The organism is Gordonia insulae, from assembly GCF_003855095.1.
Classification (GTDB): Bacteria; Actinomycetota; Actinomycetes; order Mycobacteriales; family Mycobacteriaceae; genus Gordonia; species Gordonia insulae.
This window is the reverse complement of sequence record NZ_CP033972.1, coordinates 149,116-162,657: the sequence shown is the minus strand read 5'-3', so window position 1 is coordinate 162,657 and position 13,542 is coordinate 149,116. Positions and strand designations below refer to the sequence as shown.

The window sequence follows — 13,542 nt, the reverse complement described above, 5'->3', positions numbered from 1 at the left end:
CGGGTACACCGGCGACGCGGGCCTGGGTACCGTTGGGGTGTGCACATGCTGCGGACGTTCCTGCGCCCCGGGTGGATCGCCCTGGGCGTGGTCGTCGTCGCCTTCGCCGCGATGTGCTTCACGCTCCTGGCCCCCTGGCAGTTGGGCAAGAACACCGCGACCGAGGAACGCAACGACCTCATCAAGTCGGCCATGTCCACCGATGCGGTCGATCTCGCCGACGTGGCCCGGCCCGGCGCGGCGTTCGCCCCCTCGACCGAATGGCGCGAGGTGACCCTCACCGGCCGCTACCTCACCGACAAAGAGGTCCTGGTGCGCCTCCGCTCGGTCGACGAACGCCCGGCCATCGAGGTCCTCACGCCGTTCGCCGTCGGCGACGGCTCGCGCGTGTTGCTCGTGGACCGCGGCTTCGTGCGACCCGAACAGGGCGCACTCCCCGAGGTCCCGGCTGCGCCGACCGGGGAGACCACCATCGCCGCCCGCATCCGGAAGAGCGAGGGCACCTCGCCCGGACGCGGTGCCCACACGGAGGCTGGCAGTCTGGCCGTCTACACGATCGATCCGGCCGAGGTCGGTACCGCGATCCGCACCACCCTCGACCCGTTCTACCTGCAGTTGTCGCCCGATCAGCCGGGGTCCCTCGGCGAGATCCCGCTCCCCCAGCTCGAATCGGGGCCCTACCTCTCCTACGGTCTGCAGTGGCTTGCCTTCGGCATCATGGCCCCCCTCGGTGCCGGCTACTTCCTGGTCTCCGAGATCCGGCAACGCCGCGCCGCGCGTGCGGCCGCCGCCGCGGGATCCCCGGACGCCGGCGGGACGCCGGACACACCAGCGGAGTCCGGCCCGCGGAACCGCCGCGATCGTGTCCGTGCCGATCTGCAACAGGCCGGGACCGCGACCGGCACGCGGCAACGCGGTCAGATCGGCAGCGGCCCGGAAGCCGGGGCCACCGCCGCCGACGTCCGGGCGAAACTCAGCGAGCGCTACGGCGGCTGAGTCCGGCGGCCACCGCCGCCGCCATGAGCGCGGCGCCCGTCTGCACCCACCGGGACACCGTCACCGCGGCCCGCAGATCGCCGGTCGTCGGCGCCGGACCAGCTCCCAACAGCGGCCGGTCCTCGACGCCGTGTGGATACTCCGTGCGACCACCCAGCGTGACGCCCAGCGCACCGGCGAACGTCGCCTCGACCACCCCCGCGTTGGGGCTCGGATGACGGTGCGCGTCACGGCGCCAGGCAGCCATCGCCTGCCCGCGGTCGCCACCGAGCAGCACCACCAGCAGCCCGGTCAGCCGCGCCGGGATCAGATTCGCGACGTCGTCGAGACGGGCTGCGGCCCAGCCGAACCGTCGATACCGGTCGTTGCGGTAACCGACCATCGCGTCCAGGGTGTTGACGGTGCGGTACGCGAGGAGGCCGGGCACGCCCGCCACCCCACCCCAGAAGAGAGGTGCCACCGTCGCGTCGGAGGTGTTCTCGGCGAGGGATTCGAGCGCCGCGCGGACGATCCCGTCGGCGTCGAGGGCCTGCGGGTCGCGGCCGCACAGACTGGGCACGAGGGCTCTGGCGGCCTCGATGTCGTCGTCGTCGAGCGCATCGGCCATCGCCGCACCGATCCGGGCGAGCGACGTCCCACCGAGCACGGACCACGTGGTCACACCGGTGAGAACGGCCACCGCCGGAGCCGTGGGGACACGGGCGGCGAGGGCCCCGACCGACCACGCCGCACCCACACACAGCCCCGCGAACGCGACGCCGGCCGGCCGCGAGTCCCGGTGGAGCGGACCCTCCAGCGCTCCGGCCACCCGACCGATCCCCGCCACCGGGTGATATCGCTGCGGATCGCCGATGCGCCGGTCAGCGGCGAACCCGACGAGCAGTCCGATCGCGACCGCGGTCCGACGACGCCGGTCTCGCGTAACACGTCGGGGGCGGCGGATACGTGCGGGCACCGGCCGATCGTATCGACGCGGCGCAGTCCGGCGACGCCGGGCACATAGACGCCGGGCACATAGACTCAGCGCGATGGCCAGATCCCGCCCCGAACCCGTCCCCGGCAGACACCCGATCGACACCGGCGTCGCCGAGCTGACGCGGGACACGCTCACCGGTGGCTGGCTGGTGACGATCAACGGGGCGCAGAGCTCCCACATCCATCCCGATCCGACGATCCTCGATTTCGAGTACATGCGGCAGATGGCCGCCGTCATCGCGAGCCGGTACGACGGCGACGGCCCGCTGCGCGTCCTGCACCTCGGCGCCGCCGCGTGCGCCCTGCCCCGCTACCTCGCCGCCCGGTATCCGGCGTCCCGCCAGGTCGCGGTCGAGATCGATGGCGAACTCGCACGATTGGCCCGCGAGTGGTTCGACCTGCCGCGTGCACCCCTGTTGCGCATCCGGGTCGGCGATGCCCGTGAGGTCGTCACCACACTGACCGAGCAGACACGCGACGTCGTCATCCGGGACGCGTTCGTCGCGGCCCGCACGCCCCGTCACCTGACCACCCACGAGTTCCTGACCGCGGTCCACCGTGTTCTCGCGCCCGGCGGGCTCTATCTGGCCAACTGCGGCGACAATCGGGACCTGGCACTCGCACGCGCCGAGGTGACGACGGCCGCAGCGGTTTTCGCGCATGTGGCGCTCGTCGCCGACGCCGCGATGCTGAAGGGTCGACGCACCGGCAACATCGTGCTCGTCGCCGCGGACACGCCGATCGAGGATTCGCCCGCGCTCGTGCGGACACTGCTCAGCGACCCGCAGCCGGCCCAGATACTGACGGGCAGGCGCGCACGCGACTTCGGATCCGGTGTCGTCACCCACGACGACGCACCCGGGTAAGGCGTCCGGACCGATCGTTCGGATGGTGTAACCGCCACCTGCACTTACGTTCCCGTGGTCATCCGGACAGATGACACCGGGTTTCCCCGAGTGAACTCCGCGATTCAGCGGGTGAATCATTTCTCGCACAGACATTCGACGTTTCCCGGCCCGCGGCCCGCGCGGACGCGGGACATCACCGCCTTCGTCGGGCCGCTGCCGATAGGGTGAGCCGACAGCACCGGTGGGGAGAACGAACGATCATGTCGAGAGTGGAGGCGCCGTGACCGGGCAGTCGTCACGAACCGGGACCGTGCTCGGCCATTACCGGATCGGCACGCTGCTCGGCCGAGGCGGGATGGGCGAGGTCTACCGCGCGTTCGACACCGTGCGCGACCGGGAGGTCGCGCTGAAGTTGTTGTCGCCACACCTGGTTCACGACGAGGCGTTCCGGGAGAGGTTCCTGCGCGAATCCCGCACGGCGGCCCGGTTGTCCGAACCGCACATCATCCCGATCCACGACTTCGGCGAGATCGACGGCCTGCTCTATCTGGACATGCGCCTGGTGAACGGACGGGACCTCCGCAAGGAGTTGCGCGACGGCCCTCTCGCGCCGGACCGGGCGGTGTTCATCGTCGGCCAGGTGGCCAGCGCGCTCGACGCCGCACACCGCAGTGGTCTGGTCCATCGGGACATCAAGCCCGACAACATCCTGGTCGACGGCGACGACTTCGCCTACCTCGTCGACTTCGGTATCGCGCACGGCGCCACCGACAGTCACCACACGGTGGCCGGATCCGCGCTGGGGTCGGTGGCCTACATGGCGCCCGAGCGATTCGGCGACGGCCCGGTCGGCCCGCCGGCGGACATCTACGCGCTGACCTGCGTGCTGTACGAATGCCTCACCGGCGCGCAACCTTTCGGAACCGCGAGCATGCAGGCGCTGATGTCGGCACACCTCGTCAAACCACCACCGACGCTGGGGAACTCGTTCGATGAGGTCATCGCGCGCGGGATGGCCAAGGACCCCGCCCTGCGTCCGCCGACCGCCCGGGATCTGGCACGCGCAGCCGCGGCGGCCGTCGCCACCGCGCCCGCACCGCACCGCCCGATCGCCGCGCCACCGGGACCGGGCCCATCGGGTCCCACCGGGCCGTCGGTCTCGGGACCCGCCCACACGGGGCCCGCGGTCTCCGGACCGGTCGGTCCGCACACCTCCGGACCCGCGACATCGTCCGGACCGACATGGCACACCGTCTCCGCGCCCACCGGCGGACCCGCGCCGATGCCGGGCGGATTCGGTGCACCTCCTCCGGGCCGGCCTCCCGGACCGCCCGGTTACGGCGCGCCGTGGTCGCCGGGCCCGCCACCCCCGAACGCGAACCGTGGCCGGACATGGGGCATCGTCGCCGCGGTCGCCTCGGTGGTCGCGATCGTCGCGGTCATCGGGATCGTGGTGCTCACCCGCGGATCGGCGGACCCGCCCGGCCCGGTCACCAGTACCGCGAGCACGCCGGCCGTGGCCACCGTCGACTGCGACTACCGCACCACACCCGCGGTCGGCCCCACCGCACCACAACCGGACCCGCGACAGCCGTCCACGGGAACCGTCGACGTACGCCTCGACACCAATCAGGGCGTCATCGGGCTGACCCTCGATCGCACCGACGCCCCGTGCAACGTCGGTGCGATGGTGTCGCTGGTCCGGGGCGCGTTCTACGACAACACGACGTGTCATCGGCTGATCGGCGCGAATGTGCTGTTGTGCGGCTCACCGACCGGTCGGCAGGACGCCAACCCCGGCTGGGCGAGCCCCGATGAACTCCCCACCGACCTCGCCGTGGGTCCGGCCGGCGCCACCGAGTCCGACGGCACCCGGGAGGTGGTCTACCCGCGCGGCACGGTCGGCATGTCGAACACCGTGAAGGCCAACCGGAGTGGCGACAAGACGCTCGGGACGGGAGCGGCGACCTTCTTCATGGTCGCCCGTGACACCCTGCTGCCGCCGGACTTCACCGTCGTGGGAACGGTCGACGCGGCCGGGCTGTCGGTGCTCGACGCGATCGCCGCAGGCGGGTGGGTGCCGGATCAGCCGGGCGGCGAGTACGGCCGGCCGAAGGTGCAGGTGGTCATCGCCCGGGCGACCGCCACGCCATGACCGCACCGGCGATCGCGAGCCGGCCGGTCAGATGACGTAGTTCAGGTTGCCGACGATCGCGGTGCCGATCTCGCGGTCACCGTCGATGGTCACCCGCGCGGGATCGGCGGTGCTTCGGCCGCCCGCGAGCCGGGCCAGGTCGACGGTGTCGAGGGTCAGGGTCACATCCGCGGCATCGTCGCCGCCGGGGAAGGCATCGACCGCCGATGCGCGATCCTCGACCGCGATCCGTACGTCCCGGGGCGCCACGCCGCCGATCCGGATGAGCACCGACGTCCCCTTCGGCGTGCCGGCCCGCTTGCCCACGACGAACGGCAACGACGCGGCGAGCTCGGCCAGCGCCAGATCGGCGGGACCGGGGTCGATGGGCACCGAGCCGTCGGTGCTGTCGCGGATGTCGATCTCGTGCATCCAGCAGTCGAAGCAGCGGATGCGCATGAACCTGCCGTAGGTGTCCGGCCCGGCGGGTGTCACCGTGTCCGCGTCGAAGTCGTCCTGACTCATCCGCGACAGCGATTCCCGCCGCACGGCGATGATCTCGCGGTAGGCGGCCATCACCTCGTCGCGGGAAGCGGCGCGGTGGTGATCGATCCACCGCTCGTTGAGTTCACCGATCGGGTTGCGGACATGATCGAGCGCGGCGACGTCACGACCGGCCGTGACGTCGCGTCCCTCGAGAAAGCTCTCCGTGCCGATCACGTGCGCGACGATGTCGGCGACCGTCCACCCGGGCAGGATCGAGGACGCCGCCCACCGATCGTCCGGCAGCGCGGACACGAGCGCGTCGATGCTCGCCCATTGCGCGGTCAGAGCGCTGACGACGGGTTCGACGGGTAGCAGGTTCTTGGCCACGGCCGGTCTCCTTCGATTCTGGTTCGGACGGCACGTGGGCTGTGGCCGTCGGGCTCATCGGACGGGGTCATCGGACGGGGTCGACACAACTCGACAGTCCGGCCACCAGCGAACAGGTCTCGGCCGGACGGGTCGGCCGGTACGCACCCGGCACGCCGTTGTCGGCGGTGATCCGACGGTAGGCCGCGACCGCGTCCGTCGGGCGTCGGGTCAGCGACGGATCCTTGCGGACGTCCACCGTGTACAGTCCGAATCTCGGTGTGTAGCTTCCCCATTCGAAATTGTCGGTGAGGCTCCAATAGTTGTACCCGATCACGTCGACCCCGTCGCCCCGGGCCCTCTGGATCCAGTAGACGAGGTCTCGGAGATGGTCGCCGCGCCGGTATCCGTCGGCGCGTGGGGCGCCGTCGCGCGTCGGCATTCCGGACTCGACGACGTACAACGGCTTCGACGGGTACCGCCGCGCATAGTCGCGCAGTGCGTGATACAGACCGTCGGCCGCCACCGGCGCGAGCCACAGTTCGTCGGTGATCGCATGCCACGCATCGGTGTTCGCGGGCGAGATCGAGTAGTAGTAATCGAGGCCGATGAAGTCGAGGCTGTCGGCGACGCGGTCCACGAAAGCGGTGTCGAGCACCGGTTCCACGGTCGGGATGTAGGCGACGTTCGAGGACACCATCGCGGCGGGATCGCGGCGGTGGATGTGCCGGTAGATCTCGCGATGCACGGCGACGAGCCGATCGACCATCGCGGGGACCTCGCCGGGAGCGATCGCGCCGATCTTGATCTCGTTCATCACATAGGCGGCGGGTTCGTTGACGGTGATCCAGAGCGGGTGCAGGTGTGCATACCGGTCGACGACCCGACGTGCGTTGCGCAACCACAGCGCGGGTGTCGAAGGACTCGCCCATCCGCCACGGTCGGCGACCCAGCCGGGATAGACCCAGTGGTCCAACGTGATCATCGGCCGCATCCCGGCGGCGACGATCGCGGCCATCAGATCGTCGTAGTACGCGAGTTCGGCGCGGTCGACCACACCCGGGCGCGGCTCGATCCGCGCCCATTCGACCCCGACGCGATAGACCTTCACACCCAGCGACGCGGCCAGCGCCACATCCTGACGGTAGCGGTGCCGGAAGTCGACCGAGCCACCGATCCGGTCGTGTGTGCGCCCGGCGCGGACGTGCCGCAGCCAGTTGCTGTCCGGCGACGAGCCCTCGCTCTGGAATCCGGATGACGCGACGCCCCACGCGAAGTCGGCCGGCAGCGGCGCGAGGCCTCTCGCCGGCGTCGCCGAGGTCACCGGAGCGAACACACCGGCGGTGATCATGAGCACCGACGACAGCAGACCGACGATGACGGCCCGCCCGCGACGACGACGTCCGGGCAACACGGCGGAGGAGTGCACGGGGAAAGGATGTCAGATCGCGTCCACGGCGGAGCGCGTTTCACCGCCGCGCCGACTTCGCCCACTCGGCAGGTCCTCAACGCACTACTCTGTCCGGGTGTCCGACCGCCGCACCGAGGCATCTCGCGCCCGCCGCCGACCCCGAGTTCGCACTCTCATCGGGTGCGCAGTCCTCGTCGTCGGCGCGATCGTCGCCGGCAGCCTCACCGGGGTGGCCTCGGCTGCGCCGGCTCCGGCGCCCCACGATGCGGCCCGGTCGGCGAGCACGTGCGGCGGACCGTCGATGCGACCGGGCGCGACGATCACCCGGTCGGTCACGGTCAACGGACTGGTACGGACGTACCGCGTCCACGTCCCACGTACCTACACCGGCCGCCAGCGGGTCCCGATGATCCTGGCCTTTCACGGGCATGCCGAGCGAGGCGCGACGTTCGAGCGATACACCGGACTGTCGGCGCTGCCCGCGGTCGTCGTCTATCCCGACGGGTTGCGCGGCACCGATCACCGTTTCTCGTGGCAGGGCGCGCCTTATTCGTCGCCGCGGGCCGACGACGTCGCGTTCACCCGGGCGATCCTGCGCGCGATGGCCGCGACCGCCTGTGTCGACCGCGCCCGCACCTACGCCGTCGGACGTTCCAACGGCGGCGGCATGGTCGCCCTGCTGGCCTGCCGGATGCCGGCCGGGTTCGCCGGTTTCGCCACCGTCAGCGCGGCCGTCTACAGCCGCTCCGCCACCGGCTGTGGGCACGGTCCACCGATCTCGCTCATCGACTTCCACGGGACCGCGGACCGCGTCATCGGCTACGACGGCGGCACCCGGTACGGCGAACGGTATCTCTCGTCGTCGGCGTGGCTGCAGCGTTGGGTCGACCGAGCCGGCTGCGTCGACGCGCCGGTCATCCTGCCGGTGAATCAGGTGGTCGACACCGTCACCTGGCCCCTGTGCCGCGGCACCGGCCATCCGGTGGTGCACTACCGCATCCGTGGCGGTTCCCACCGGTGGCCCGGCTCGACCGGCAACCGCGCGGCCGGCAGCATCAGCGACACGATCTCGGCCACCGAGCTGATCTGGCAGTTCTTCCGCACTGCTCCCCGACTCGGCTCGTCGTGATCAGCCGGACCCGACCCGCGGCCGACACCGGGCATTAGCCTGGAGGAATGAGTACTGATCTCCCGACCATCGAGCTCTCCACCGGCGCGCTGATCCCGCAGCTCGGGCTGGGCGTCTGGCAGGCGGACGACTCCGACACCGAGCGCGCGGTCCGTTTCGCGGTCGGCACCGCCGGCTACCGGCACGTCGACACGGCTGCCGCGTACGGGAACGAAGCGGCGGTGGGCCGAGGCATCGCCGCCTCCGGCATCGATCGGTCCGACGTGTTCGTCACCACCAAACTGTGGAACGCCGACCACGGTCGCGATCGCGCACTGGCGGCGATCGACGCGAGCCTGGCCCGCCTCGGCCTCGATCACGTCGACCTCTACCTGATCCACTGGCCGCTGCAGGACACCGCGCGGATGGTCGAGACCTGGCAGGCACTGATCGAGATCCAGGAGGTCGGCAAGGCCACGTCGATCGGTGTCTCGAACTTCGAGCCGCATCACCTGGACGCGATCATCGACGCCACCGGCCGGGCTCCCGCGGTCAATCAGATCGAACTGCACCCCCGTCTCGCGCAACATGCGCTGCGGTCCTTCTGCGCCGATCGTGGGATCGCCGTCGAGGCGTGGAGTCCGCTGGGCGGCAGTGGCGCGGGCTGGGGCTCGGATTCGACGCCCAACACCTTGATCACGGACCCGACGCTGACCGGCATCGCCGAACGCCACGGACGTTCGACCGCGCAGGTCATGATCCGCTGGCACCTGCAGAACGGGGTGATCGTCATCCCCAAGTCGGTGCACGACGATCGGATCGCGCAGAACATCGACGTCCTCGACTTCGAGTTGAACGCCGCCGACATGGACGCGATCGCGACCCTCGACACCGGAGATCGGGTCGGAGCACATCCCGACGATCTGAATCTGGGCGCACCCGACTGACGTCTTCGCGCGCCGTCGTGTCCATTGCGGTCACCAATTGTCCGCAAAAGGCGGCAGGATGGCAGCCATGTTGGAGACCTCGGCACGCTTGCTGGCCCTGTTGACGCTGCTGCAGACGCGGCGCGAGTGGTCGGGTTCCGAGCTCGCCGATCGCCTCGACATCACCACCCGCACCGTGCGCCGCGACATCGACAAGCTGCGCGAACTCGGCTATCCCGTGGACGCGTCCGTCGGGGTCGGCGGCGGCTATCGCCTCGGTGCCGGAGCCGAGATGCCTCCGCTGCTGCTCGACGACCAGGAGGTGCTCGCCGTGGCGCTGGGGCTGAACGAGATCACCACCGGTTCGGTCGCCGACATGGCGGAGGCCTCCGCGGGCGCGCTCACCAAGTTGCGGCAGGTGATGCCGTCGCGGTTGCGGCATCGTCTCGACGCGCTGTCGATGGACGCCGTCCCGCGCGAGGCCCGCAACCCGGTGTCCGGCGATGTGCTCACCGAGATCGCGACCGCGTGCCACCGCAGCGAGCGGCTGCGGTTCGACTATCGGCGCGGAGACGGCGCCGAGAGCAGACGTGAGGTGGAGCCGTATCGCCTGGTCCGCAGCGGTCTGCGCTGGTATCTGGTCGGCTGGGATCTCGGTCGCGAGGACTGGCGGTCCTTCCGCGTCGACCGGATGGAACCGAAGACCCCGACCGGGCCTCGCTTCACACCGCGCGCGCTGCCCGAGGGTGGCGCCACCGGCTACCTGAGCCGCAGTCTGGGTGCGGTCTACCGGCGCGCGTCGGCGCGTGTTCGGATCCACGCACCGATGGAGGAGGTCGCCGCGATGGTCGACGATGCCTGGGGCAGCATCGAGGCCGGCGACGACAAGGGGTGCGAGCTGACGCTCTTCAGTACCTCCCTGGTGAGCATCGCGCGCTGGCTGCGCGCGTTCGACGCGGACTTCACAGTGCTCGATCCGCCCGAGCTGATCGAGGAGTGCCGTGCGGTGGCGAGCTATCACGACGGACTCGCCGACCGCTACCGGCGCGCGGTCGGCGACACGGCCACGAGATGACGGATGGCACATGAAGGACGTCGGTGCCGATGTCGTGTCCCGGACCGTCTCCCGCCTGCGCGACGCCGGGTGCGTGTTCGCGGAGGAGGAGGCCGAGTTGATCGTCGGCGAGGCTGCCGATGCCACCGAACTCGACATCATGGTCGCGCGGCGGATGTCGGGCGTCCCGCTCGAGGTGATCCTCGGATGGGTGGGGTTCCACGGGCTGCGCGTCGAAGTGGACGCCGGGGTGTTCGTTCCGCGCAGGCGAACGTCTTTCCTTGTCCGACAAGCTGTCACGCTGACGCGCCCACGCGCCGTCGTCGTCGACCTGTGCTGCGGCACCGGCGCCATCGGCCTCGCCGTCGCGGCCGCAGTGCCGCACGTGGAACTCCACGCCTGCGACGTCGACCCGGTGGCCGTCCGCAACGCCGCCCGCAACGTCGGCGCCGTCGGCGGACACACCTGGTGTGGCGACCTGTTCGCCCCCTTGCCCACCACGCTCCTCGGGCGGGTCCATGTGGTCGTGGTCAACGCGCCCTACGTACCGACGGCGGAGATCGCCCTGATGCCCGCCGAGGCACGTGACCACGAGCCGCACCACAGCCTCGACGGTGGCGTGGACGGGGTCGCCTTCCATCGCCGGATCGGTGCCGAGGTGGGGCGGTGGCTGATCCCGGGCGGGCACGTGCTGATCGAGACCAGCGAGGGGCAGGCGGAGTTGTCGGCCGATGCGTTGAGCCGCGCGGGCCTCGACGTCACGCTCGCGACGTCGGAGGATCTCGGCGCGACCGCGGTGATCGGTCGGCGTCGGGAGTGAGCCACCCGGGACGATGTGGTGCGCGCAAAGGGATTCGAACCCCTGACCGCTGGTGTGTAAGAGCGAGATCATGTGTTCGAGCAGGGTCGGCGATGGTCGTCTCGATCGGCTCTGACCAGTGTGAACGGGCTTTGCCGGTCGGTTCCGTACTGGCTTGGTCGTGCGGTTCTTGGCACACTCTCGGCACACTGCGGGGATTCGTGTGTCGCGCTAGCGACAGGGTCGCTACGGTTCCGGCATGGACTGGGGCACGTTGTCGTCGTGGATCGCGGCCGGGATATCGCTCGCGTCGCTCGGCGGTGTCATCGTGCGGGCGTGGTGGAACCGCTCGACGGTCGACTGGGAGTTCGCCGGCGAGGTGCGGCCGGCGCAGGGTGGTCTCCGGTTCGCGGGCACGGTGAGCAACTTCGGCGACGGGCCGGCGCACCGGGTGGTGGTCTACGTGCATCGTCCGGATGCTCACCGCGCAGAGCGGATCGGGTTCGCTGCGTTCGTCGAGCCGGGGACCGGTGTTGAGTGGTCGACGGTCCTCACGCTCGACGATCTCGACGACGGTGCCACGCTGTCGGTCGGGTGGACGCCTCCACCGATCCGCCGGCGGTCCGAGGTCGAGACGCCGAGATGGCCGATGGTCACTGAATCGGTGTGGTCGCCAGATGCCGAGATCGCTAGGGCCGCAATGGGCAACCGACGGCGGTACGTCGCCGAGCACGGTGCCGAGCATCGCGAGACATGGACACCTGGCAGTGAGTTCGACGACGAGGCGATAGGTGATGGTGACTCCTCGGGAACGTGACCGTCGGTCACAGCTGCTGCCAACTGCGGAGGCAGCGAAGCCGGCCTACCTTGAGGGCCTGAGTTCCCGGCCCGCGGCGGCCAATCCGTACGCGGGTAAACGGGTGTTGCTGAGCATGTGGGCGTTCGGCAATCACGAGGCGCGGCGTATCGCGTGGAGAGAGTTTCAACAGCGGGAGGCGGAGCGGCGACGGCGCGGGTTCAGTGGGCGAGCAGACGACGAAAACAGACCGAGCGCTTGAATCGAGTGTCGACAGCGAAAGAGTCTCGCTGCGCATCCTTGGTGGGTGTTCTGGCTTCCGGTCTCTAGCAGTAGTCGATGACTTCAAGCCCGGATAGGCCGCTACTCGCAAGAGTCGTGACGAGCGCGTCTAGATCCTCGTCGTTACCGGCGTAGATCACTACCCGTGCCCTGTCTGTGATGACTCGGCCGTCGTCGCTGACTCCGGCCTCACACGCCGCGGTCACAAAGGCGCGGTCACCATCACCTTGGGGCGATTCGCGTATCTGCCAGTGTTCGCCGGAGTCGTTGGTGCAGATCGTCATGTCGGTCTCAGCGGCGCAGGCATAGCCGAGTGTTGTCAGTGCTGTGAGGACCGACGACACGGTGGCGGGCTGCTGTTGGGTCGTTGATGGGGCGGAGGTTGTCGTCGTGGCGTGAACGCTACTGGTCGAAACGCTGGCGAGGTCTGTGGTCGGTGGGGTCGACGTTGGTTCGTCGGTGGAGCACCCTGTCGCAGCCAGCAGTACGAGTGCCACGGCAGCGGCGGTTCCGATCAGCTTTCTCACGACGCACTCTTCCTCTGACGATGTTCAGCGAATCGTAAACGACCGATCGACAGACACTGGCCTGGTGCCTTCTAGGTGTGTCACCTTCTAGGGGCGATGCACGAGTGTGGTCCGGGTGCAACCGTCGCAAAGCGAACGGTCAGTCGTGACGAACGATCTGGGCGTCGATTCCGTAGTCGTTGATGACGCTGTGCAGGCGCGTCGCTGTCTCGTGGTCGACGGTGAGGTCGATCGCGTAGTCGGGGATGCGGACGCGGTAGCTGTTGCGGCGGATGGTCGCCGGGTCGGGTGCAGTCGTGTTGCTGGCGTGGCGGACGCGTGCTGCGCGCACGGTGTCGCGGCCGATTCGGTAGTGGGCGGCGAGGTCGGCGTCGGTCCAGCCGAGTGAGGCAAGTCGGTGGATCTGGGCGTCGCGTTCGGTGCGCCACGGGACCGACCCGTATTCACCGGCGGCGTCGAGGCGGGCGCGGAGGTCGTCGAGGAACTGGGCGGCGATCTGGTCGTCGTCCTCGTCGTCGGGTGGCGGGTATCCGCCGGTGCTTGTGGTCATCGTGGGTTCCTGTCTCTTTGGCAGGGTTGTGGGCCTACAGGTAGTTCGCTGCTGCTCGTGCGGTAGCGATCCGGTCCCTTCCTGGTGTGGTCAAGGCGTCGGGGTGGTCGCCGGCGTCGTCGAAGTCGACCCGCGTAGCCGGGTTCGTGTCTGTGGGTGGTCGCCGAGTTCGTCGGTCGTCGTCGGCGCGTCTCGCCTCGGTTGGTGGTCGGGTTCGGTTCTCCGCTCGTCCCTCGCTCCGCTGCCGCGAGAACCGCTCCGGTCGTTCCTCCCTCCACGAACCT

The 13,542-nt window shown here is 69.9% G+C and carries 14 protein-coding genes; 9 read left to right on the top strand and 5 right to left on the bottom strand.

Annotated elements, in window-relative coordinates; translation table 11 throughout:
- Positions 1–39 precede the first annotated feature (39 nt).
- The gene (locus D7316_RS00855) at positions 40–996 is read left to right on the top strand and encodes an SURF1 family cytochrome oxidase biogenesis protein (protein WP_124706623.1); all 957 of its coding nucleotides are present in this window, start codon (positions 40–42) and stop codon (positions 994–996) included.
- Here the strand turns inward: D7316_RS00855 and D7316_RS00850 are convergent.
- A complete protein-coding gene (locus D7316_RS00850; RefSeq protein ID WP_408609955.1) occupies positions 974–1,951 on the bottom strand; it encodes a cobalamin biosynthesis protein in 978 nt (325 codons plus the stop codon). The genes D7316_RS00855 and D7316_RS00850 overlap by 23 nt on opposite strands.
- Before the next feature lie 73 nt (positions 1,952–2,024).
- Between D7316_RS00850 and D7316_RS00845 the strand changes: the two genes are divergently transcribed.
- Complete coding sequence (locus D7316_RS00845) at positions 2,025–2,837, top strand: spermidine synthase (RefSeq protein ID WP_124706622.1); 813 nt, start codon at positions 2,025–2,027, stop codon at positions 2,835–2,837.
- A 262-nt stretch (positions 2,838–3,099) separates the two neighbouring features.
- A complete protein-coding gene (locus D7316_RS00840) occupies positions 3,100–4,974 on the top strand; it encodes a protein kinase domain-containing protein (RefSeq protein WP_124706621.1) in 1,875 nt (624 codons plus the stop codon).
- Positions 4,975–5,001: 27 nt separating this feature from the next.
- Here the strand turns inward: D7316_RS00840 and D7316_RS00835 are convergent, their stop codons facing one another.
- Entirely contained in the window at positions 5,002–5,826 is an 825-nt protein-coding gene (locus D7316_RS00835; RefSeq protein ID WP_124706620.1) for a maleylpyruvate isomerase family mycothiol-dependent enzyme, read from the bottom strand.
- Positions 5,827–5,893: 67 nt separating this feature from the next.
- Positions 5,894–7,156: a family 1 glycosylhydrolase gene (locus tag D7316_RS00830; protein ID WP_124711016.1), complete on the bottom strand. Its 1,263-nt coding sequence runs from the start codon at positions 7,154–7,156 to the stop codon at positions 5,894–5,896.
- Positions 7,157–7,331: 175 nt separating this feature from the next.
- On the opposite strand from D7316_RS00830, the gene D7316_RS00825 reads away from it, so the two are divergent.
- The 6 genes from D7316_RS00825 to D7316_RS27755 all read left to right on the top strand — a co-directional run bounded on the left by D7316_RS00825 (position 7,332) and on the right by D7316_RS27755 (position 12,161).
- Positions 7,332–8,345, top strand: a complete 1,014-nt coding sequence (locus D7316_RS00825) for an alpha/beta hydrolase family esterase (protein ID WP_232016709.1) — start codon at positions 7,332–7,334, stop codon at positions 8,343–8,345.
- Positions 8,346–8,392: 47 nt separating this feature from the next.
- Complete coding sequence (locus D7316_RS00820) at positions 8,393–9,271, top strand: aldo/keto reductase (protein WP_124706619.1); 879 nt, start codon at positions 8,393–8,395, stop codon at positions 9,269–9,271.
- A 67-nt stretch (positions 9,272–9,338) separates the two neighbouring features.
- A complete protein-coding gene (locus D7316_RS00815) occupies positions 9,339–10,325 on the top strand; it encodes a helix-turn-helix transcriptional regulator (protein ID WP_124711014.1) in 987 nt (328 codons plus the stop codon).
- A 10-nt stretch (positions 10,326–10,335) separates the two neighbouring features.
- Positions 10,336–11,124, top strand: a complete 789-nt coding sequence (locus D7316_RS00810; RefSeq protein WP_124706618.1) for a putative protein N(5)-glutamine methyltransferase — start codon at positions 10,336–10,338, stop codon at positions 11,122–11,124.
- Positions 11,125–11,362: 238 nt separating this feature from the next.
- Positions 11,363–11,920, top strand: coding sequence for a hypothetical protein (locus D7316_RS00805; protein ID WP_124706617.1), 558 nt, complete (start codon positions 11,363–11,365; stop codon positions 11,918–11,920).
- Entirely contained in the window at positions 11,898–12,161 is a 264-nt protein-coding gene (locus D7316_RS27755; protein ID WP_456298022.1) for a ribosome modulation factor, read from the top strand. The genes D7316_RS00805 and D7316_RS27755 overlap by 23 nt, the downstream gene beginning before the upstream one ends.
- 64 nt (positions 12,162–12,225) lie before the next feature.
- Here the strand turns inward: D7316_RS27755 and D7316_RS00800 are convergent, their stop codons facing one another.
- Positions 12,226–12,708 (bottom strand): hypothetical protein, encoded by a 483-nt coding sequence (locus D7316_RS00800; RefSeq protein ID WP_124706616.1) that lies wholly within the window; start codon positions 12,706–12,708, stop codon positions 12,226–12,228.
- A 139-nt stretch (positions 12,709–12,847) separates the two neighbouring features.
- On the bottom strand, positions 12,848–13,258 hold the full coding sequence (locus D7316_RS00795) for a hypothetical protein (RefSeq protein WP_124706615.1): 411 nt from the start codon (positions 13,256–13,258) through the stop codon (positions 12,848–12,850).
- Positions 13,259–13,542: the final 284 nt, after the last annotated feature.